The sequence below is a fragment of the Paenibacillus etheri genome, from assembly GCF_001012825.1.
GTDB lineage: Bacteria > Bacillota > Bacilli > Paenibacillales > Paenibacillaceae > Paenibacillus_AQ > Paenibacillus_AQ etheri.
In genome coordinates, this window is record NZ_LCZJ02000019.1 from 482631 (window position 1) to 503049 (window position 20419).

Here is a 20419-nt window from a genome sequence, read left to right on the forward strand (position 1 = left end):
CTCCGGTGTATGAATCAACGAAACCGAAAATCAATTGAAATCAGACTATCAGCTAAAGTGACTAATGTCGATCTCCTTATAAAAAGAACCTGCATCTGTCAGCAGCACTTCATGATTTGGCAGGATAATTGTAATTACCGTACTGGCTGGCCAAGTAGCCTCCATGTAGAAGTTTTTCATATCCGCTTCTGAACGGATTTCCCACTTTACATGTATTAGGCCCAGACTTGTGCTTACGGTTCCACTGGCCTGTTGCAGTTCGCCGCAATGTGGCTTTATGGTTATTCCCTCTATCCCTTGCCGGACACCCAATATCCCTCTTGTGAACTCAGTGATCGGTAGAGCACTCCAAGCGTGACAGTCACTTCTGGTTCCAACAGAGTCCATTTCGGGGAGTGTAGTGAGGTTCAAATCGAGCTGCTTCACCCAACGTGCCCATAGTCCGAAGGAGCGGTCATACAATCCGCAATGCTCCAGCGCGCGGAATAAATAGTAGCTCATTGGTAGTGAAAGCTTAGCCAGCGATGTGTCTGTCAACGTTGCTTCTAACAAGGCCGCCCCCTCTACAGCATCTACCGTACCAGCTAAAACCGCCCACACCTGCGTATGCTGGCTCAGCTGCGTTTCCGCTGTTGCCGCAGGACTGTCGCGGAACATCAGACTGTTCGTTTGGCGACAGCATTCCAGTACCGCTGTGTTGACCGCGGCTTTGCGCTGACGCAATTCTATTGCAATCTGCGTCCACCCGCTGGCGGCAAGCAATTCAGCCGCTTGCTCCAACGCGGCCGCATACATCAAGCTAAGCACGGTTGCAGGTGCAGCTTCCGTACAGTCTGGTGCTCCAAGCGGCCATTCTTCCACCCAGTCAAAATAATTCCAATATTGGCGAGGGGTTCTGTCCACCAGACCTTGTGGTGTCTTTCGCTGATCGAACCAGTCCAATACGGATAGAAGTTGTACTCGGTATCGATTTACCAGTGCCAGATCACCAAAGGATCTGTAGTGGTCATGAATCATCCCGATCCAATATAAGGAGAAGGAGGGGATGACCTGTGGCAGCACGGAGGGGTAGCGACTTTGCAACATGCCGTTTGGCAGCTGCGAAGCCCTATAATCTTCCATTGCCCTCCGTGCCAATCGGTCGTCCCCAGACAACAGGTACGTAAACTCCATCATCAGTTTGGTATCCATAGTATATTGCAACTGTTCATAATACGGCGTATCCTCGTAGGTCTCATGCATGCAGCGTTGTAGTGTTCGTACACTCAGTTCCCATAGCTGGTTATAACGTTCATCGGAGCAGTTAAAGCTTCCTTCCGGCAGCAGCGGATACCCGGTCTCCCGATAACTGAAGCCGGATATCGTCAAAGGTTCGGCTCCAGTGTGCACCTCCAGCCGGACATACCGGAAGGTACGAAACCAGAATGGCTCATAGCTTTCCATCTGCACCGAGGTGCCATAACCGGCTGGATGGTAGCTGTCATATCCGCCTCTTAACACATGCTCCCGCATATCATCGCGGACAGCTTTGCGACGAATCTCATCATTCCCCGTCTCTTCTTCGTAGCACTCGGCGTACAACAGGGTGATCCGACTACCTTTACCCCCAAGGAACTTAAGCTGCGGATAACCTGTGATTAGCTCACCTGCATCCAGCTCCAGCCAGAGTTGCTGCCCCGCTTCCACGTGTATTCCTTCTAATGGCGACGAAGCCCTACCAGCTTCATTCCGCAGCTCCAAACTATGTCCGTTTTCAAATAGGGCCTCCCCTTCACCGCTGCTGCTGCGCATCAGCTTCAGGAAAAGTTGCTCCCGCTCATACAGCAGCGGAATCGGTCGCTCGGCCAATTGCCAGGGGGTTAATTGTCCATAATCATCCCGTACCGGCTGTACAGTCTCTGCGGCTAGCCAGGCGCTGTCGTCATATTCCGGCAGTGTCCAATCCAGCAGCACCAAGTCCCCCTCCACCTCTTCCAATCCGCCCATCCAGCGCATAATCGGAAACGGCTGAAGTCGGTAGCTGTGGTCCCTAATGCTTTTCCATGAGGTATCCGTATTCAGTTCCTGCACAAGCTGACTTCCTTCTGCAACTTCCGCTTCCACGAGCAGGCCCCCTTTTTGCGAACGCCAGATGGATAGAGGTCCGTCTTCACCCAGCTCAAATGGCGAAGTTCCTGCATAATGAACTACCATAACAGCAATCACATTTATACCTGGTTGCAGAAAGTCGTCCAAACTGAATTCCTCATAATACTGCACATGGCCATGACCCTTGCAGGGACCGGCCCATAAACGCTGTCCATTAACGAAGAGTCTGTAGCGACTGTCAGCTGTAATGGCCAAATTCAGACTGTAGGCCTTCCCGGCTCCAGCTGGCAGCTCAAACACTTTGCGAAAATACACTCGTTCGTGTTGCTGCTCCCTATCCGCTGTTCCTTGCTCCTTCTGCGGCCAGATCCATTGCGCGCTCCAGTCTCCCCATTCTTTTGCTGCCATATGATGCACATCTCCTTCATCCCTTATAGTAGATTTGGCAATCTACGCAGAAACGGCATCGCCGCCCTTCAGAAGGACGACGCCGCCGTTTGACTGTGTTTATTTCACCTTGTCTAGATAATCACGTTGGAATTCTTCAGCAGCCTTAGTCAAAATCTCCAGTGGATCTGCGTTTTTGTCCGTTAGGACGGTTTGCAGTACAATATCCAGCTTCTGGTACAATTCCTGAGCGTTGACTGGCTCTTCTGCCCGCATGCCTTTGCTGCCGTTGTCCATATAATCACGGAACAGATCCAGGTTTACATTGTTGTATTTGTCGAGAATCTTCTGTTCTTCACCAATCCGTTTCTCATCTGTCCAAATCCGCAGTCCGTAAGGGCCTACGATCAGCCCCTGATCACTCAGCGTCTTTTTCTCGATATCCCAGCCAGTCAATGCCTCTTCTGAGGATTCCGGTGTGAAGCCGTAGGTTTTTAGCCATTTGAATCCAGCATCAATCTGCTCAGGTGTTACATTAGGCGAGAACATATATAGACCACCGCCGAGCAGAGTTACAGGCTTTCCGATCGGTCCGACTGGAAGCGCGGACATTGCCACATTGTCTTTAGACATTTTGGTCTGCTGCTGGATGACTGGAGACCAGTCATTCGTGCCGAAGCTCATAGCGACTTGATCGGTGCCGAACAAGCGGAACATGTCATTCGTAACATCCACCAGATTATTGTCCGGCAGAACGTCATATTTCCATTTCAAGTCCTTCACATATTGCAGTGCTGCCGCCGCTTCTGGAGAATTGAACACCGCTTGCCATTTGCCATCTACCTGTTTTTCGAATTCCGCGCCGTAAGCCCAGGCAATATTCATGAACATCCAACCGCCCTGGCCACTTTTTGTTGGTAGGAACATTCCTGCCTTACCAGTCTTTTGCTTGATGATCTGCGCGGTTTCTGCCAGCTCATCATATGTCTTAGGGAACTTTGGTATGCCTTTATCGTCCAACAGACCAGCTTCCTTGAAGAGATTCATATTGTAGAGCATGCCGATGACGTATCCATCCTTCGGAATCCCGTAATATTTTCCTTCTTTGGTAACCATCTTAAGCAGATCTGGATTGATCGCCTGATCATAGCCATATTTTTTCATCGTATCTGTTATATCAGCTGCGTAATTTGCCTTGATAATTTTGCTTGTTTCTGTAAAAAAGGTTTCGTATACCGTAGGAAGCTGACCGCTGGCCGCTTTAGGCAGGAAAGAGCTGACGTCATAACCCCATTCATCCTTGTCCACAATAATATCCGGAAAATTAGCTTTCATCTTCGCCATAACCTGCTCATACTGGGCGATTTTGGCTTCCTCGTTCGGCTTCGGCCAGTTGCTGACCTTGATCGTCACCTGTTTGTTGCTCGCTTCCTCCGTATTCCCTCCGGCGTTCTCTTCTTTGGAACCTCCGCAGCCAGCCAGACCTGCTGTAAGAAGCAGCGTTAGCGCTAGTGTAGCTGTAATTTTTTTGGTGTGTTCGATTCTCAATGTTATTCCCCCTAGTCTTATTGTTAAAGCATTCTTCACAACATGTAAAGCGCTTTCTTTTGAATCTGAAATCATCTTACCACGCACCTTCTGCAGCACCCTACGGGTCAAAACTGTGAAATGGTTTGTGATCGGGTGATGTTAACCTTTAATACTGCCGCCTAACGATTGCCCGTTCATAATGTACTTTTGGAAAAAGATAAACAGGATAATCGGCGGCAGGATCGCAAACGTCAGCGCAATAAACTGAATGTCCTGCGGCAAAGTCGCCTTCAGATTATAGATGGCCACAATGACAGACCAGGTCGATTTATCCTTCAGCACCATAAAGGGCCAGAAAAAGTCCTGCCAGACACTGTTCATCGTTAATATCGTAATCGTGGCCATAACCGGTCCACTTAGCGGGAGGATCACCCGGATAAAAATGCCGATGGTGCTTGCTCCATCAATTTTGGCTGCTTCCAGCAGCGCCAGTGGGATGGTGTCAAAAAAGTTCTTGAAGATCAGAATTACCACCGGATTCACGGCAGCCATAAACCACATTGGCCAGTAGGTATTGGTCAGATTCAAGTGCAGCAGTGGAAAATCAATCAGGTTTTTGAACAGCGGTACCATACCGACTGTATTCGGAACCATCATGGTCCACACGATCAGGGCAAACAGCAGTGCACTCCCTCGCGGCTTCAGCTTGGAAAAGAAATATCCAGCCAGCCCGTTAAACGTAAGGCAGAAGATTACTGAGCCGGCGGCCAGGTAAGCTGTATTCAGATAATAACTGAGAAAGTCAAATTCCTGCCAGGTCTCCCATAGCTTGCCAACATTGAACGAGCGGGGAATCAAGGTTGGCGGGATCGCATAAAACTCTTTGATGTCTTTAAGACTTGAGACCATAATCCAGACCGGAGGCAGAATACAGACAGCGGCAAGCACAATCATCAGAATGAACATGCACCAATACAGCACGCGCACCCAAGGTGACCTGTATTCTATATTGCCGATAATGCCAAATGCTTCTTTTGTTTTCATAGCTTCTACTCCCTGTTCAATTTCTTATCCAGCCGGAAATAAATAATAGTAAGCACCATCAGGACAAGGAAAGTAATAACCCCCAGCGCCATGGAATGCCCTGCTTCAAAACTTCGGAACGCATAATAATAGCTTTGCAGCATCAAGGTCATTGAGGCATTGTTCGGTCCACCCTCAGTCATTACTAGGGGTTCATTGAAGATCTGAAATACACCGCTGATCTGCAAAATCATCATCAGTCCGATCATGCTAGAAATTTGCGGAACAGTGATGCTTTTAAATCTCCGCCATACATTCGCACCATCGATAGAAGCCGCTTCATACAGATCATGATTTATGCTTTGCAGACTGGCTAGATAGAGCAGCACTGTTCCCCCAAAATTCCGCCAGGTTATCGTGAAAATAATCAGCATAATCGTCATGTCCGGGTCCTGAAGCCACTGCTGCACCGGGAATCCCAGAGCGCTCAGCATAATATTCAGTACGCCGCCCTTTCCAGGCTCAAACAGAAACATCCATAACATCGAGGCAGCTATACCGGGAACCATGCTCGGAAAAAAGACCGAAAAGCGAAAAAATGATTTCCCATGCCTGAGTTCATTGATGACAACTGCGACTATAATGGGTACAGCAAACCCGATTAGCAGAGACCAGAATACATACACAAAAGAGTTAGTAAGTGTCTGCTGAAACGCTGAGTTCTGTATCACATCCTTGTAATTCTGAAATCCGGCAAAACTCACGGCATTATAGCCCTCTGTATTGTAAAAAGAGAGCACAATGCCCTCGACGAGCGGCTGCCAGGAAAAAAAGAAAAAGGCAAACAGCGTGGGGACAATTAATATCCAAGATGACCAATCTCTAAATAGACGCCGCACAGGATAACCTTTCTTTTTCTTTGTCATTAAAGGATTTAGTTCAGTGGTTTTTCCAATCATACTCCTGTCCTTCCTTCCTCCCGAAGCTAAGATTCACTCCAGTCAGGCGTTTTATAGTTGTTATACTTAAATGATAGCGCTTCCTACAAAAACTCGAAATCCGGTAACCCTGCGAAAGCGTTTGTAAAGCTACTTATTTTGCCGGCAAGCATAAACGCCTTCGGCGAACTTATAAGGACGGCAAGCGTTGATGCGAGAGATATAAGAGATAGAGTATGGTAGGAAACTTATACATTCTTATCTTTCAAAAAAAAGCGATGTACGCACCGAAATGGTCGTACACCACTTATGTTCATGTTATGACGTTTTGTTTAGGCCTCACTTAGCCCTGAGCTAATGCATAGGACGGCTGCTTCCGCTCGAAATGCTTCGCTCGCCGGATTGGGCTGTTCCTCCAAAATGCGGAGCACCGCTTGCGGCTCCACGTCGGGCTGCGGCACACGGGATGGTGATACTACGTTCCAGTCCTGTTCACCCCTGAGTCTGTAAGACAGCTCATAGAGATAATAACCTGCATGCTGCCCATCAGCGAGTATACTCACCCCGTCCTGCCATGAGCAGAGTTCTAGCCGATGCTGTTTGTCAGGCAAGACGCCAAGCGCGAGTGTAACGCACTCATTCCGAACTACCTGTTGTTTCTGCTCCCAAGCCTGCTGATCCAAGCTTCCCAGCTCCAAGCGGTATTCCATTCCTGGTTCCCCATACAGTGTCCATGCCACCGGAGTGTCTATGGCTACGAACTTCGGTGCCTCCAAAAAAACAGGCTGATGGATCGGCACAAAACGTTCCGTCTGCTCCCACTCGCCCGCAGCTGGACTACGTCTGCGATAATGCACCGTCCCCGTGAATTCAAGCTCCTGTTCCTGTAGAAGAGCTTTTAGACATAGAGTCGCCTGCTCGTAAAGATCCGTGCAATTGTTATGCCCGAAGCGGTAGCCGATCTCATGGCGAAGTGGAATGCCACGACTCCGGACCAAGGCCGCGAAGGCAAAGCTGAAGCGGCTGAGGGTAAAGGCATCATGCGTGCCGTGGTTTATCAGCAGTTTAGTGCCGCTCGCCTTAAGACCGTCTAGGAAGAAATCGGATTCCAGTCCGGTCGTTTCCCGCAGACTTTCAGAGTCACTAACCCCCGTAAGTGTCTGTAGCAGAGTCTCGATACCTGATCTTCCGGTCTGTGGATGCCGCCAGTCCTTCTTCCAGATGTCCCGGTAACCGGTGTCCACCTCTGCCACATGCCAGATCAACGGGCAGGCCCCTTCCGCAAACTCACGGGTAAGCCCGTTCAGAATTAGCGGAGGTGCATAACACAATGTGTAGCGCACCCGGTACGGCAGCCGTAGAGGATTGCCTCCCGCCAGCAGAGCGGTCAGCCCACCGCGTGAGCCGCCCACGGCCACAACCTGCTCCGCATCACCGCCATAGCTATCTTGGCCTCTGGCAATTGCAGCTGCGATGCCGGCATAAATGGAGCCCTGCAGGGAGCGGCTGCCGATGTAACCTCCGCCGTTCCAGAGAATACCAACAACACCTTTGCCCGTGCTGGCAAGAGTCTTGCCGATGATTTCCAGAAATGAGGGGCCTACAGTGCTGAAGGTATTTTCATTGGCATCATAATAACCGTTGAACAACAGCGGATATCCCTTAACGTTTTCGGCACTCCAATAGGGTGGCAGAATATAGGAAGCAAGGCTATGTTGCCTGTTCTCCGTAACCAACAGACTTCCACTGATGAGCTGAAATACAGGAGCATCATTTAACGATGCCCCACCGCCTGTGGATTCATTGCGGAAGACCACCGGATACCCGAAGGTCTTGAGCATACGATCGCTCAAGGAGCTGGCAACTAAATCATCTACTGCATAGAGACTGTAGCAGTCACCAATATAGTGTTCAAATTGCGGGGTTTTAAGTGCTTTATCCCCTTCGTTACTGCCGAACAACTGATAATCTTCGGTATTGTATACATAAGGGCTATCTGGATCGTTGTTATAGAGCCGTACATGCTCAGCTACAACCTTCTCTCCAGCTTCGTCCATCCGCAGAGTCCCGATGCCGTCTGTCCCGCCATAGCTGAAACCACCTTTTCCTTCTGCCGCACTGTGATCCCAGTGTGACACTACAGGAAACATATTGGTCAAAAGCGGACTGACAAGCGTGAACACTCCTTCCTCTAAATTCTGACTTCCTTCCGCGTTCTCAGCCTCGACTGTATCCTCACGCAGGGTTGACCATGCGGCTTTCTGGTAAGTTACTTCACCGCTCCGCAAGCAGGCCAGCCGAAGTTCTGCGTTGTGCAATTTTAAGTAATCGGCCACAGCCCTACTAACTGGTACAGAAATGGGATCAGATCCTCCACTCCGAATAAACCGACTTAGCGGAACGTATTTCCCCGGTACAAAACACAATGATTTACTCATGTTTTCCTTCTCCTTCATCTGGTATCGTTTCGCCCTGTGCTCTCAGAAACGAGCAGAATTTAATTTCTGGCAGAGCGTCGGTACTACTGTAATTCTCTCCGGTTAGGAATCCTCCCGCTAGTTTCGGTGTGCAAGTAACCATTACCGTCCTTTTCTCTCCCGGAAAAAGGGTGTGGAACTGTTCTTCTGCTTCCATCCAGTAGTGGTTCCCCTTCTCCTCCGCATGTACATGAAGCAATACTTCACTACCAGTATTATGGAGAGTGAAGTGAGCCTGTCGACTTTTCTCCCCTACACCAGCCGGATGCCATAAGCTTTCCTGCCGCACTTGAAGGTTGCCACCTGTAAGTTCAAGCGTTGGGGCATAAAGATGTTTTTTGGCGGTGGAGAACACATATAAATTTTGCTGCAGTTCACCTTCAACATCCCGGAATGACAATCTGACAAAATATAGTAGATTCTCTTGCTCAGGCACGCTGAAATTCAGACTCCCAGCGCAGACAGCACGATCCTTGTCTCCATCTGCCTCGAAGGTTTGTCGATATAGGCTTCGGCCCGCTGCATCAAGCACCTCCGCGTCGACTTGAACCCTGCCTCCATCCACTCCATGCACGAATACATTTCCCTGAAATCTGGTGCCAGCCGTAAGCAGCAGGCTGCGGTAATCTAGCGAAGCATGCAGCGGACGGAAGGCTTGCTTCACCCAATGGTAGGCCATCTTCGTTTCACCATAATAATCGACAAGATTGGTGCAAGACACATTCGGCCATGGCTCGTTGAACTGCCAGACAATGCTGCCGCTGTTCCGGAATTTACGGCGACGGTTAGCCTCTAGCACGAAGCGAATTCCTTCTGCCTGCATCCATTGGCTGCAAGCGGAGAACTGCTTCAAATCGTTCATGCCACCGAACATTTCTTCTTCACGGCTTAGCGTATCCCACCACTCTCCGTGATGTCTCCATACTGCGCTGTTCTCCATCGAAATCGGCTGCAGGTTGTCTGCATTCAGAAATTTCTCTAGGCTTTTGAGAGAACTCAGTCCATCCACTCCGAATTCGCTATGCAGCAGATTATCGTTGCTGCCGTATAATTCGTAGTGATAGGGGTTCCCCATATACTTCCAGTAGCCATGGACATCATGACCCTGTCCCTTGACTTCCGTAATATATTCCACCGGACCAGACGCCGAAGTCGGCAAAAAGAGCCGCTGCGGATCATACTTCTCCACCAGCTCCTTCAGCATCGCCAAATTGGTATCGCTGAGGTCTGAAGGCTTGTTCGGTTCACTCATTAATTCATTTCCGCCGCTCCATACCGTCATTGATACATGATTTCGTTTGTCACAGAGTGCTGCGCAAGCCGTCTTGCGCAGCAGTTCCAGGAACTCAGGCTGCTTGGATGGGATATTATCAATGCCAGAACTCGATTGGATGAACTCCTGCCAGACCATAATGCCGTTTACATCACATAAATCATAAAAGGCTTTCTTCTCAATGATTCCGCCGCCCCATACTCGAACGAGATTGATATGTGCCGCTTTCATCAGATGGATCATCTGCTGATACTGTTCAACCGTCACATTTCCGTAGAGATGATCCAAGGGCGTCATATTTACCCCTTTTATATAAATCTTGCGGCCGTTGATCACAACCGTATAAGGCAGCGCGTTGGCGGGACTTTCTACATTCCGCATATAATTGAGTTTGCGGATACCTATCTGTAAACTCCGGGTATCCAGCTCCATATCGTATTCGTCCAGCAACTTCAGCTTAAGGCTGTAGAGCGGCTGCTTCCCGTAACCGTTCGGATACCATAGCTGTGGTTCAGGTATATCCAGCTCCGCGTTCAGAACTTCTCCCGAGAGAACTGAGTACGACTGAACCTGCAACGGATTCCCCTCCGGGTCAGAACAAGTGATGCTCGCTGTCAACGCCCGTACATGTTCAGGTCCAGCCATCTGTTTAATACTTGCCTGAATGGTAATCCGACCAAACGCCTGCCCGCTACCTTTCTTACCAAGCTCCGTATCTGTAGTGATCGACACGACATCCCAGGAGCATTGTTGATGTACCCTCAGTACCACATCATCCCAGATTCCGACGTTGACCAACCGGGTGGAGAAATCCCATTTATAATTAAAACGGCTCTTCTGCGTGAAGGTGGCCGAGGTTTTACCGATTTGCCCCATTTCATCCGGTGCCTGCTTCAGCAGCACTGAGATTTCCAAACTCTCCCGCTCCGAGAGTAGATCTGTAACATCAAATATAGCTGCCTCGAACATCCCTCTATGCTCTCCCAGCAAGACATTATCGGCGTAAACTGCAGCTTCATAGTCTAGACCTTGAAAGACAAGCTCAATTCGGGTTGACTCTAGCTCTGGGCGTTCTAAGGTCGTGCGGAAAACCCACCAACGGTTCTCCACCCATTCACAGCTTAGACTGTTCAACTCTTCATATGGATTGCTAATCCAGCCCTGTCTGTAGAGATCATAATGAACTCCGCCCGGCACAGTCGCTGGCATCCAGTCTGTAACTCCCATCAATTCCTGCCCCAGCTCCATGCTGGTCCCTTTTAACGGCACCCAAGGCCAGTACCCTTTAACTTCCCACTTTAGATCGTTCAATAAGATTTGTTTCATGTCTTCTCCCGTTCCCCCAAATCCTGCTTAATTTGGCGCTGTTCATGACTAAGAACGGCTCTGGCGCCATCGGTTAATGCGCTTACAATTCTATTCATCAAGCTTCATTACCAATGATAGCATCGGGTTATCATTTTCGAAGGCCCCTAACCCTGTGAAATCGTTTGTTAATCTGCGCAGTTGCAGATAAATACAAACAACCATTCTAGATACAAGCCGTTTGTGGAACGCGAAAAAGGAGTTCCCTCAAGCCGTGAAAGGCCACTGGGGATCTCCTTTGCTTTTTGTTTGGTTTGAGATTCAAGAACTCCTGCAACGACGTAGCACCTATCGGACTGAGATGACCCTAAGCGCAGTATTATTACACTTTTGGAATGCTAACGGACCCTATAGTCGCTATTCGCATAAAAAACTCTGTAATTGAGTGAGCCTCTTTCTAAACAATAGGTTCACTGGAGTCCGAAACGCTGCTCAAAAGGCTGGAATTTGTCAAATAGCGTCATTTGGGTCCGAAACTCTCACAAGCTAGAAGATGATTACACTGTTGAAGTTGAAGTCTGCCTCCTAACTAGCACAAAAAGAGTAGCGGTTCTCTCGTGACTTAGAGAATCGCTGCTCTGCTGTTAAACGGTCCATCGTATATAAAGAAGCACTGTCCCTGTGTTCTGTTCATCCATATGAAATACAATGAAGAGCCTTAGCAATCCCCTACTTGATTAGCTCAAGAAGCTCGTTAACAGTTGTTTTGTATTGTGGTTTGAACGCTGCGGATTTCATGTAACCCGCAAGGCTTGATAAGAACTGTCTTCCTTCAGGCGTATCGCTTACCTTGTCTGCATCTAAAGCGCACACTAGTAAGTTGCCTGCTCCTACGCTGCATTCCACGAGGAAACTAAGCTTATGATTTCTTTCAAAATTGTCGATGGTCTGCACCACGGGATTCCAACTGCGATCAGCTTCATCCATGATAATGGATTTTGAGTGCTGAACGATATTCCACCATGGATATGTTGAATACTCCTCGGTAGGGAACTCGTGGAATACAGGATGGCTGTTATCAATTAACAGCCCCATGGTACCCACAGGAACTGGCAGGTTCATGCTCTCTGAGATTGAGCGGAACATTGGGTAACACCAGAAATCTGTGCAGTAATAACCTCGACAGCATTTTGGAGAGTTTCCGGTTTCGGCATCAGCAACACGCTCTCACCTTGCTCCAGCAGTGCAAGCGCATCACTAGACAACTTGTCGAATACATGGATGCCTTCCAGCATATTGCCGCTCTTTTCTGGGTAAATCCATAGATCGTAGCTCTTACGAATATCTGTCCCCTGTATCGAGAGAGACAATACGATAGTACTCATCCGGTCAACTACAGGCAGCGTTATTTCCAAATCGCAGATATCGATGTAATTCGTTCCTGCAGGAACGTTCCCCTCGGTTGTCCCTTCTGCCAAAATAACGTTATCCACAGTCAGTTCCCAACGTAATTCAAGTGTATCTGGCATCCCGCTGCGAAAGCAGCTTAGCTCTACATGAGCATCGAACGGTTCACCGGAGACATAGTTATACTTAGGAAATCTCGCCAGCAGAACGGCATCATTGCAAAAGGTTCGCCATTCCTCAGGGCTAATCATTCCTTTGGAATCCATAAAGGCGTCGAGGACACCTACTAATGCTGTTCCCTGACCGCTGAAATCCTGGAGATCCAGGAGCTGGAATCCGGCAAGCCGCCGGGAGCGTAATGCCGCCTCGAGTTCCTCTTTGTAACAGGCTACGGCCAGCTGCCCTGAACATTCGAAGTATTTAGCGGCTAAATGCCCCAGTCCCTTACTTTCCAAGCGTTCACGGAAAATTTTGAAATTCTCGGCCTTGAGTGGTCCGTTATATTTTTCGATCTCTTCAAAATTTGGATAGTTGCGTATTGTCCAATCTAATACGAAACAACAGGAATGTGCGGTATCCATTCTCCGGAAGCCTCATCTGCCTTCACGGTCTTGGCTTCGGTACCATACTGAATCTGGATCTCACCGCCAGCTGCATCTTCGATCTTCTCTCCATTTAAGAGATCCAAAGGTACGATTTGATCATCATAATCCTTCATTGTACTCGGCAAGGCAGTCTGTACATGTCCTAGTGGTGCATCACACATGGCATAAGAGCCTCTAAATAGTCGGTCTCTGGAGAAACGTACCCCACTGAAGAAATCGTCATGTTCCAGAATTTCCGGTACCCATTAGTGGTTATTGGAGCCCTGTGTATAGAGAATCCGATTATCGAACGCTTTATAGTCCTTCAGGAAAGAATCAATCTTAGCTTTACTGCCCCATAACTCATTACCAAGGGACATCATCAAGAAGGAGGGATGATTGCCGAAGGCCTGGAGAATGGCATAACCCTCACTGATCAGATAATCCTGCTCTGCTATATTATGGCCATCATCGGTTTTTTCCTTGATTGTACCCCAGAATGGAAGTTCTGGTTGCATATAGATCCCAAGCATATCCGCAGCGGTAAATGCAGCCTCCGGTGGACAGCAGGTATGGAAGCGATAATAAGGGTTATATTATAAAGATTGGGAGCGCCTTCACTCCAGAGCAACGCGTTTTGGCCTAGCACATAATCGACGAAAAAAAGCCCCGTTGAAACAGGAAACTCACGCTCGTCCACCGTGTGTCTCTTCACTATTGAAGCTTTGAGCAGACACCGCAAGCGTAGTTTCACTGTTGCTGTCCAAAATTGCTGTAATACGAACCGTACGTTCAGCCAGATTCGACTCCAGTCGGATATAAGTAAGCTGCGATTCCCCATAGAACTGAAGCTCCATACGACCGGTAATTCCATTCCAGTTGGTCTGGGTATCCTGTGAAGTCAAATGTCCGCCTTTGGTTGGGTAATCAGTATTGTCCACACGGACCGTGATTGTATGAATTCCAGCTTGTAGCTTCGGCAATTCATATATATGCGCGGTGTTAAGACTGTTACGGCTACCGATCTCCGTATTGTCCAGCCAAAGCGTCGTAAGTCTCGTCCGTTCCAAAAATAGATAGCAGGCCTTACCGGCCAGCTCATCCGGAATGAATACCTCTCTTGCGAACCAGACTTGCCCTTCAAACAAATATTCATCAGTTAGAGCGCTTACTAAAACTTCCTCGTTCTTTGGTCCTTTACGTGCGTATGACGTTGTTCCCGGCAGTGTGATAACATCTGTAAAAGGCAAGGTTAGTCCCTGTTTTGTCTCATCCAATTGCAACTTCCATTCGCCTTCTAGGTTGATCTTTGTCTGTAAAATATCACTCCTATTATGGTAATCACTGATCTCTAGCAGTATAATGCTCTACTATATAATGCTCTACTATATAATGCTCTACTATATAATGCTCTACTATATAAAGCTTAGCATATTAAGCCAGATAATTTAGTAGAGTGGTTAACACTCATTTGAATGATGACAGGTGTAATCTTCCAATATAGCCGTAGCATGAATGTGCCTGATGACAAGATTAGTTTGTAATTTCAGTACAGTAAAAAAAGCCGCAATGAGCGGCTTTTGACTATAATTAATTACACATTCTCCAGCATGAAATTCCCAATTTCTATCAAACTATCTTCAGCTTGTGGTGTTACACCCACCTGATCGGCAAAGCCGTGAGAAAGACCTTTGTAACGTACCGTTTTCACTTTGACACCCGATGCCTTCAGCTTTAAGGCATATGCATCATCTTCAATACGCAAAAAATCATATTCGCCAAACAAAATAATGACAGGCGGCATCCCTTTCAGATCTCCTCGCAGCGGGCTCACATACGGGATTGTATCATCGGACACGCCCAAATATTCGCCTAAGCGCACAGTTCCTAAACCGCCGCTCAACAAATTCAGTATAGAACGAATCTCTTTATCCTGAGACGGGGATATTTCATAAACATCTCTACGCTGCATATGTTCCTGCATACCTGCTGCGTCCACGCTTGGATATAGTAGTGCCTGTGCCTTTACCATCTGCGTTCCTTCATCCCGATCTTTCATTGTGCATACCGTGGCTAAATTCCCACCTGCGGAATCACCGGAAATACAGATGCGATTCGGATCACCATTAAATTCTTCGGCGTGAGTATATATCCATTTCAATACGGTATAACAGTCGTCGAGCCCAGCGGGGTATGGGTTCTCCGGAGCCAGGCGGTAATCAACCTGAATCGATACACAGCCGGTATTGGCAACCACAAGCTTGCACATCTCCTCCACTACTTCGGGTCCTCCTGCTACGAAACCGCCTCCGTGGATGTAATAGAACACTGGCTGCAACTCTCCGTTCTTCTTCTGCGAGGTATAAATTCGCACAGGGACAGCCACATCGCCGTTTTGAACGGTAGCATGCCTCACATCAACATCTTCAGTAATCGGAATGCTGTTCACGCCATTCATCATCTTGCGCATTTGAGCTGCACTTTTTTGGATATTTTTCTTTCGGCTGCCTTTCAACATCATCTTAACCAGCATTCCCTTGAAGCCTTTTAGGATTGACTCCATACTTTGATAAAAGCGAGGATCCAGCACGCCAGGCTCATCGGTTTCAGGAATAGGCTTAATCAGGATATCCAGTCCATTTTCATTAATTACATGTTGCCTTTCTAGCATCGATGTAAGAAGCTGTTGCGAATATTTACGTTCCATGATGATTACTCCTTTTCAAATGTGTATGGTAAAATGATTTGCGCTGATTTGTATTAGTTGCCATAACTCAATTATAAGTTTGGGTTTGCAGAAAAAATATCGCATTATTTCTTTTGTTATATCCTTCTTTTATCATTATTATTGAAAGCGATTTCAAAAATGATGTCGAGAGCAAAAATACAATATAAAAAACAAAAAAAGGACAACACTAATGTCATCCTTATTATACTATTCTCTATTTAACTGTTAATCTAATCACTTGTACCTCATGTGGTTGTACAACAGCATTTACCACAAAATTTGCTGTCACTTGCAGCGAACGCATTTGTAATAACGGCAGGGACCGACCTTCAAGATAAGACCATTCTTCTGGACGCATGTCCTTAGGTGCCCCCATATTCAACCATTCATCAAAGGCGCTTCCCCCAGCCGGACCTACCGAATACCTTCGCTCTGTATAAACACCCGGCGTTAAGCCGTCTAGACGAATGTGATACTGACGGGTATTGCGTATATTGAACACATTGTAACGTTCGGTTTGAGTCAAGTGAGTGGTATGACGGTAGCGATATAGAGTATCATAATGACAATAATTATATAGAAATATCTGTATTTCACCTTTCGAGGAAGTTATAAAATACCCATCACCTTCAGCTATCAGACCGCTTCCTGCATAACACAACAATTGCAGCGCCCGATAACAGCTTTTGGGCAAACCTCCGCGAGTGAATAAACCAAACCCGCCATGAAAAAGATCCGACGAAGGAACAATCTCCTCCATATGGTCACTAAGCGACCAGTATCCCATAGCCTCAAAGTGGTCGTAATTCTCCAGAATATTTTTGAAAAGAAAAGCAGATTTGTAGGAGGTATCATTACACAAATCACGCTGCCATATGTTATTACTCCACTCTTCAAGAATCACGGGCAGGCTAGCGAAACCACGTTGACGCAACAGCTTTTTGACCTTATGTAACGCGTGTTTCATAAACTGTTCATCGCCGCTTACCGCAAGTGGAAAAGCTTCATCCTCTGCCATGAGCTGAAGACCAGTGTCTTCCTGACCCGGTAATATGCTGTGATAAGCACGTAGAGCCAGAGAGTCCGGCAAACAATTCCCCTTACTGCAAGACACTAGAAATTCGCTGATAAAATTACTAGAATCAATGTTGCTTCCTGGACCAACAATATGTAGCTGCGGATCGATAGCACGGATGGCGTAGCTGGTTCCACGGTAAAGCACCCAGTATTCTTCCATGGTAAACACACCATATCCTGAAAACTCTGGACTCACGAAAGGAGCAAACCTCCATTCCCGCACGGACTCAATCCCATACCGATCAATGAAATGCCTAACCAGGGAAGTCACAAGGGCGAGCCATTTGTCTAGATGCTCAGGCATAGAAAGGATGCTTGGCCTCTTAAATGGAAACACGGCTTCCCTCGCTAATGCAGAAGGCATATAACTAAATTCAACATAAGGCTTTAACTCCACTGAAAGCATGAAGTCCAGTACCTCATCTACATAAACAAAGTTATAATCTGCGCTACCAGACATTTTCCTGACATACAGCATCATGTCATCGTCTAACAGACCTTTGCAGCGCATATAGCGAAAGCCAATCTCCTTTTGCAGCTTACGTATTTGCGCCTGTACCGCGCCATTCAACAGATCCTTGGCGTATCCTGCATTAATCAACGTCCGCCAGTTATGACTCAGCGTCCGAATCTTACGGGCAGTGTCCACATGAAGATCATATCCCTCATTGACCTGAGGTTGGACAATGGAGTGCTCGTTGTGATGCAAATGCCGCATTAGTGAAGTGAAATCGGTCGAAAATCCCGCTGTAACCATACTGTTCTCCTGTGGATCTGTCGCATCATGCTCATTCACAAGACGGTATTGCCCTGGTGTAACACCAAAGCGCCGTTTGAAGGCGTCGATCAAAGCGTTGGTACTTGGAAATCCAACTTCTGAGGCGATGTCCGTGATCGTTCTTTCACTACGAAGAAGTGCCACCGCCTGACTCAGTCTGACATTTGTAAGGTAGGCAGTAAAAGTAAGGCCAAGCTGTTTCTGAAATAAATGGGACAGGTAGGAGCTACTTAAATAGATAGTGGAGGCTAGTCCACTCAGAGTAATATTTTCCCGATAATGTCGGTGGAGATAGTCGGTTGCTTTGCGCAATCTTTCCTTACTTGAGGATTTGGAGGGATCCTTCTGCTTGTTCTGCTCAAGAAAAGTATGCACTAGACTGTTCAGCAGTACACCTACACGACTACGCATTAGTATAGGTAAACGAGATTCGTTTTTGTAATAGGCCTGAAATACACTGGCGAACTCACTTCGGATTACATTAAAGCGAGCTTGTTCGTCCTTAGGGTATAGAAAAGACTTACACTCTATAATTATACTTTCAATCTCAGGACAAAAAGCTGCCAAAAATGCCGGCGAGATAAACAGCGATAGCGCCTTGCCCGAACCTTGCATATTTAAAGCGTGCAGTTGGTAGCTATTCAATACAATAATGTCATCCTGCTGAACTTCATAGGTAAACTGATTGTCATCCAACTGTAGTACCCCAGTTCCCTGCAAGATGTACATTACCTCAAGTTCTTGATGCCAGGAAGCGATAGCGTCTTCAGGGAGGTTAATTGAAAACCTGAAATCCGAGGCTATCAATGTATTTTCTTGCATACCTAACCTCCTATTTTTAATCTTAATAGAGCCTTGCCTCATCCAAAATCCTATCATATAAACCCATGAAATCAAGTTTACTGTCTTATTGATAACGAAGGTTTAGGTTGTTTTTAGTGTCTTTTTTACAAACAATATAAAAAGCACCAGACTAATAAACCCAGATATAGCACAAGTAATAAATACCATCTGATATCCCATAAGCTGTGAAACAAATCCAAGTAGTATAGCTCCTAAACCAATTCCTAAATCAAAAGCAGTAAAGAATGTAGCGTTCGCTACACCTCTTTTCGCTGGTGGGGCTAATCGAATCATCGCTACTTGAAGCGCTGGTTGAGCTGATCCGAATCCAATTCCGTACAAAATAGCTGTAATAACCACTCCAGCAATTCCTTTAGTCATTGTTAGGACGAATAGTGCGACTACCAATATGAAAAGAGCAGGTACAATAATGACCCCTTCCCCATACTTATCGGATATCTTCCCTGTAAGTGGTCTAATTACTGTAAGTGTGACTGCATACACTAAGAAAAAAGTACCCGTGTTAACTTCAATATTTGCCGCAAACAGTGGTAAAAAAGTTGTAATACCACCAAAAGTAAATGATAAGAAAAATGTAACGATAGCGATAGGTAAAACTGTTTTTTCATAAAATGATATTGTTTTTTTTGATGTGTTTTGTACTGTTGGAATTTTTGCACCAAATCCAAGTATGAATGCAATCAAAGCTAATGCTGTGCATAGAAGAAATAGGTAATGAAATGAATAAGATTTTGTTACCCAAAGACCAATGATTGGTCCTAACGCCATTCCTAATGTCATTGCTAGTCCATACCATCCCATTCCTTCTCCACGACGAGATTGTGGAATAACATCAGTCACAGCCGTTCCTATCGAAGTTGTAGCAACTGCCCAGCTGACTCCATGAAGGATACGTAATATTACTAAAAATATAATGCCTGTTACCCAATCATAAAAATACATTGTTATAGCAAAAAATAGTAATCCGCTTATTATAAATGCACGTCGACCAAACCGATCCATTAATCCTCCAATAATAGGACGAAAAATTACTGCCGATATTGTAAACACTCCAATTATTAATCCAACTTGAGATTCACTTCCACCTAGTTGTTTGATAAACATAGGCAATGTTGGCATTAGTAAATAAAATCCACTAAATAGTAATAAAGCTGTAAGGGTCAGCGTGATATAGTTTTTTGTCCATAAACGTTCCATTGTAATGTAATCCTTCTTTCTATCGACTTTACGTACTCCCCAAAAATAGTGAAATAGGCGAATAAAAAAGCAGCACCACCGCTATAAAAGTGTTGGTACTGCCCTATATAGACTGATACACGCTTGGTTAATTAGAACGTCCTTGATACTTTAACAGCTTTTTCAAGCCCTGCGACAATAATCTCTTCTGCCTTATCAGGGAATTGGCTGTGCCCTTCAATGATAATAGTCTCTATATTTTTCACACCAAAGAAGTTCATCATACTTGTTACATATTTAACAGCCATCTCTAAATCAACTTTTGGTCCCTCAGAATATACACCACCACTTGCGTTTAATAACACTATTTTTTTATTTCCAATAAGCCCTACTGGACCTTCTGGCGTATATTTAAATGTTTTGCCTGCGCGGTTTAAGTAATCAATATATGTGTGTAGTACAGCTGGGATGGTTAAATTCCATAAAGGGAACCCAAATACGACTTTATCAGCTGCAAGGAATGGATCTAAACACTTATCAGCAACAGCTACTGCTTTTGCTTCTTCTACTGTTAAATCTAATCCTCTACTAGACTTAAATGTACCGTTAATCATATCTGCACCTACGTAAGGCAATTCCTCATTGTATAAATCCAGTTCTACCACAGTGTCATTTGGATGTGATTCTTTATAGCTCGCTAAAAAAGCCTCATATAATCTAACACTAACTGACTGATCCGCTGGTCGATTGTTTGCTTTTACAAATAAAACGGTTGTCATTCCTT

General features: G+C 46.3%; 15 protein-coding genes. All 15 read right to left on the reverse strand.

Translation table 11 applies throughout. The features are described from left to right. Window positions 1-48 precede the first annotated feature (48 nt). Window positions 49-2496, reverse strand: a complete 2448-nt coding sequence (locus UQ64_RS11715) for an alpha-L-rhamnosidase-related protein (RefSeq protein ID WP_060623636.1) — start codon at window positions 2494-2496, stop codon at window positions 49-51. Between the two features lie 99 nt (window positions 2497-2595). After that, complete coding sequence (locus UQ64_RS11720) at window positions 2596-4023, reverse strand: ABC transporter substrate-binding protein (RefSeq protein ID WP_156417520.1); 1428 nt, start codon at window positions 4021-4023, stop codon at window positions 2596-2598. A 141-nt stretch (window positions 4024-4164) separates the two neighbouring features. Beyond that, window positions 4165-5049: a carbohydrate ABC transporter permease gene (locus UQ64_RS11725; RefSeq protein WP_060623638.1), complete on the reverse strand. Its 885-nt coding sequence runs from the start codon at window positions 5047-5049 to the stop codon at window positions 4165-4167. Window positions 5050-5054: 5 nt separating this feature from the next. After that, window positions 5055-5954: a carbohydrate ABC transporter permease gene (locus UQ64_RS11730; protein WP_060623806.1), complete on the reverse strand. Its 900-nt coding sequence runs from the start codon at window positions 5952-5954 to the stop codon at window positions 5055-5057. Window positions 5955-6298: 344 nt separating this feature from the next. Beyond that, window positions 6299-8404, reverse strand: coding sequence for a hypothetical protein (locus UQ64_RS11735; RefSeq protein WP_060623639.1), 2106 nt, complete (start codon window positions 8402-8404; stop codon window positions 6299-6301). Beyond that, a complete protein-coding gene (locus UQ64_RS11740) occupies window positions 8397-11042 on the reverse strand; it encodes a glycoside hydrolase family 2 protein (protein ID WP_060623640.1) in 2646 nt (881 codons plus the stop codon). Before UQ64_RS11740 ends, UQ64_RS11735 begins: the two co-directional genes overlap by 8 nt. A 708-nt stretch (window positions 11043-11750) precedes the next feature. Next, window positions 11751-12143, reverse strand: coding sequence for a hypothetical protein (locus UQ64_RS31625; RefSeq protein WP_209445760.1), 393 nt, complete (start codon window positions 12141-12143; stop codon window positions 11751-11753). Next, window positions 12140-13009 (reverse strand): hypothetical protein, encoded by an 870-nt coding sequence (locus UQ64_RS31630; protein ID WP_209445761.1) that lies wholly within the window; start codon window positions 13007-13009, stop codon window positions 12140-12142. Before UQ64_RS31630 ends, UQ64_RS31625 begins: the two co-directional genes overlap by 4 nt. Continuing rightward, window positions 12976-13194, reverse strand: a complete 219-nt coding sequence (locus UQ64_RS31635; RefSeq protein ID WP_209445762.1) for a hypothetical protein — start codon at window positions 13192-13194, stop codon at window positions 12976-12978. The genes UQ64_RS31630 and UQ64_RS31635 overlap by 34 nt, the downstream gene beginning before the upstream one ends. A gap of 84 nt (window positions 13195-13278) precedes the next feature. Next, complete coding sequence (locus UQ64_RS31640) at window positions 13279-13530, reverse strand: hypothetical protein (RefSeq protein ID WP_209445763.1); 252 nt, start codon at window positions 13528-13530, stop codon at window positions 13279-13281. A 168-nt stretch (window positions 13531-13698) separates the two neighbouring features. Continuing rightward, entirely contained in the window at window positions 13699-14289 is a 591-nt protein-coding gene (locus tag UQ64_RS31645) for a glycoside hydrolase family 2 protein (protein ID WP_209445764.1), read from the reverse strand. Between the two features lie 317 nt (window positions 14290-14606). Beyond that, a complete protein-coding gene (locus UQ64_RS11750) occupies window positions 14607-15719 on the reverse strand; it encodes an alpha/beta hydrolase (protein WP_060623641.1) in 1113 nt (370 codons plus the stop codon). 235 nt (window positions 15720-15954) lie between these two features. Continuing rightward, complete coding sequence (locus tag UQ64_RS11755; RefSeq protein ID WP_060623642.1) at window positions 15955-18417, reverse strand: GH39 family glycosyl hydrolase; 2463 nt, start codon at window positions 18415-18417, stop codon at window positions 15955-15957. A 102-nt stretch (window positions 18418-18519) separates the two neighbouring features. Beyond that, window positions 18520-19656 (reverse strand): MFS transporter, encoded by a 1137-nt coding sequence (locus UQ64_RS11760; protein ID WP_060623643.1) that lies wholly within the window; start codon window positions 19654-19656, stop codon window positions 18520-18522. A 131-nt stretch (window positions 19657-19787) separates the two neighbouring features. Beyond that, entirely contained in the window at window positions 19788-20414 is a 627-nt protein-coding gene (locus tag UQ64_RS11765) for an FMN-dependent NADH-azoreductase (protein WP_060623644.1), read from the reverse strand. Between the last annotated feature and the right edge of the window lie 5 nt (window positions 20415-20419).

What these genes read in the sequence shown, in the direction of transcription:
- UQ64_RS11715 (WP_060623636.1), bottom strand. Translation starts at nt 2,496, where the DNA reads ATGGCAGCAAAAGAATGGGGAGACTGGAGCGCGCAATGGATCTGGCCG.
- UQ64_RS11725 (WP_060623638.1), bottom strand. Translation starts at nt 5,049, where the DNA reads ATGAAAACAAAAGAAGCATTTGGCATTATCGGCAATATAGAATACAGG.
- UQ64_RS11730 (WP_060623806.1), bottom strand. Translation starts at nt 5,954, where the DNA reads ATGACAAAGAAAAAGAAAGGTTATCCTGTGCGGCGTCTATTTAGAGAT.
- UQ64_RS11735 (WP_060623639.1), bottom strand. Translation starts at nt 8,404, where the DNA reads ATGAGTAAATCATTGTGTTTTGTACCGGGGAAATACGTTCCGCTAAGT.
- UQ64_RS11740 (WP_060623640.1), bottom strand. Translation starts at nt 11,042, where the DNA reads ATGAAACAAATCTTATTGAACGATCTAAAGTGGGAAGTTAAAGGGTAC.
- UQ64_RS31625 (WP_209445760.1), bottom strand. Translation starts at nt 12,143, where the DNA reads ATGAACCTGCCAGTTCCTGTGGGTACCATGGGGCTGTTAATTGATAAC.
- UQ64_RS31630 (WP_209445761.1), bottom strand. Translation starts at nt 13,009, where the DNA reads ATGGATACCGCACATTCCTGTTGTTTCGTATTAGATTGGACAATACGC.
- UQ64_RS31635 (WP_209445762.1), bottom strand. Translation starts at nt 13,194, where the DNA reads ATGTGTGATGCACCACTAGGACATGTACAGACTGCCTTGCCGAGTACA.
- UQ64_RS31640 (WP_209445763.1), bottom strand. Translation starts at nt 13,530, where the DNA reads ATGCAACCAGAACTTCCATTCTGGGGTACAATCAAGGAAAAAACCGAT.
- UQ64_RS11750 (WP_060623641.1), bottom strand. Translation starts at nt 15,719, where the DNA reads ATGGAACGTAAATATTCGCAACAGCTTCTTACATCGATGCTAGAAAGG.
- UQ64_RS11755 (WP_060623642.1), bottom strand. Translation starts at nt 18,417, where the DNA reads ATGCAAGAAAATACATTGATAGCCTCGGATTTCAGGTTTTCAATTAAC.
- UQ64_RS11760 (WP_060623643.1), bottom strand. Translation starts at nt 19,656, where the DNA reads ATGGAACGTTTATGGACAAAAAACTATATCACGCTGACCCTTACAGCT.
- UQ64_RS11765 (WP_060623644.1), bottom strand. Translation starts at nt 20,414, where the DNA reads ATGACAACCGTTTTATTTGTAAAAGCAAACAATCGACCAGCGGATCAG.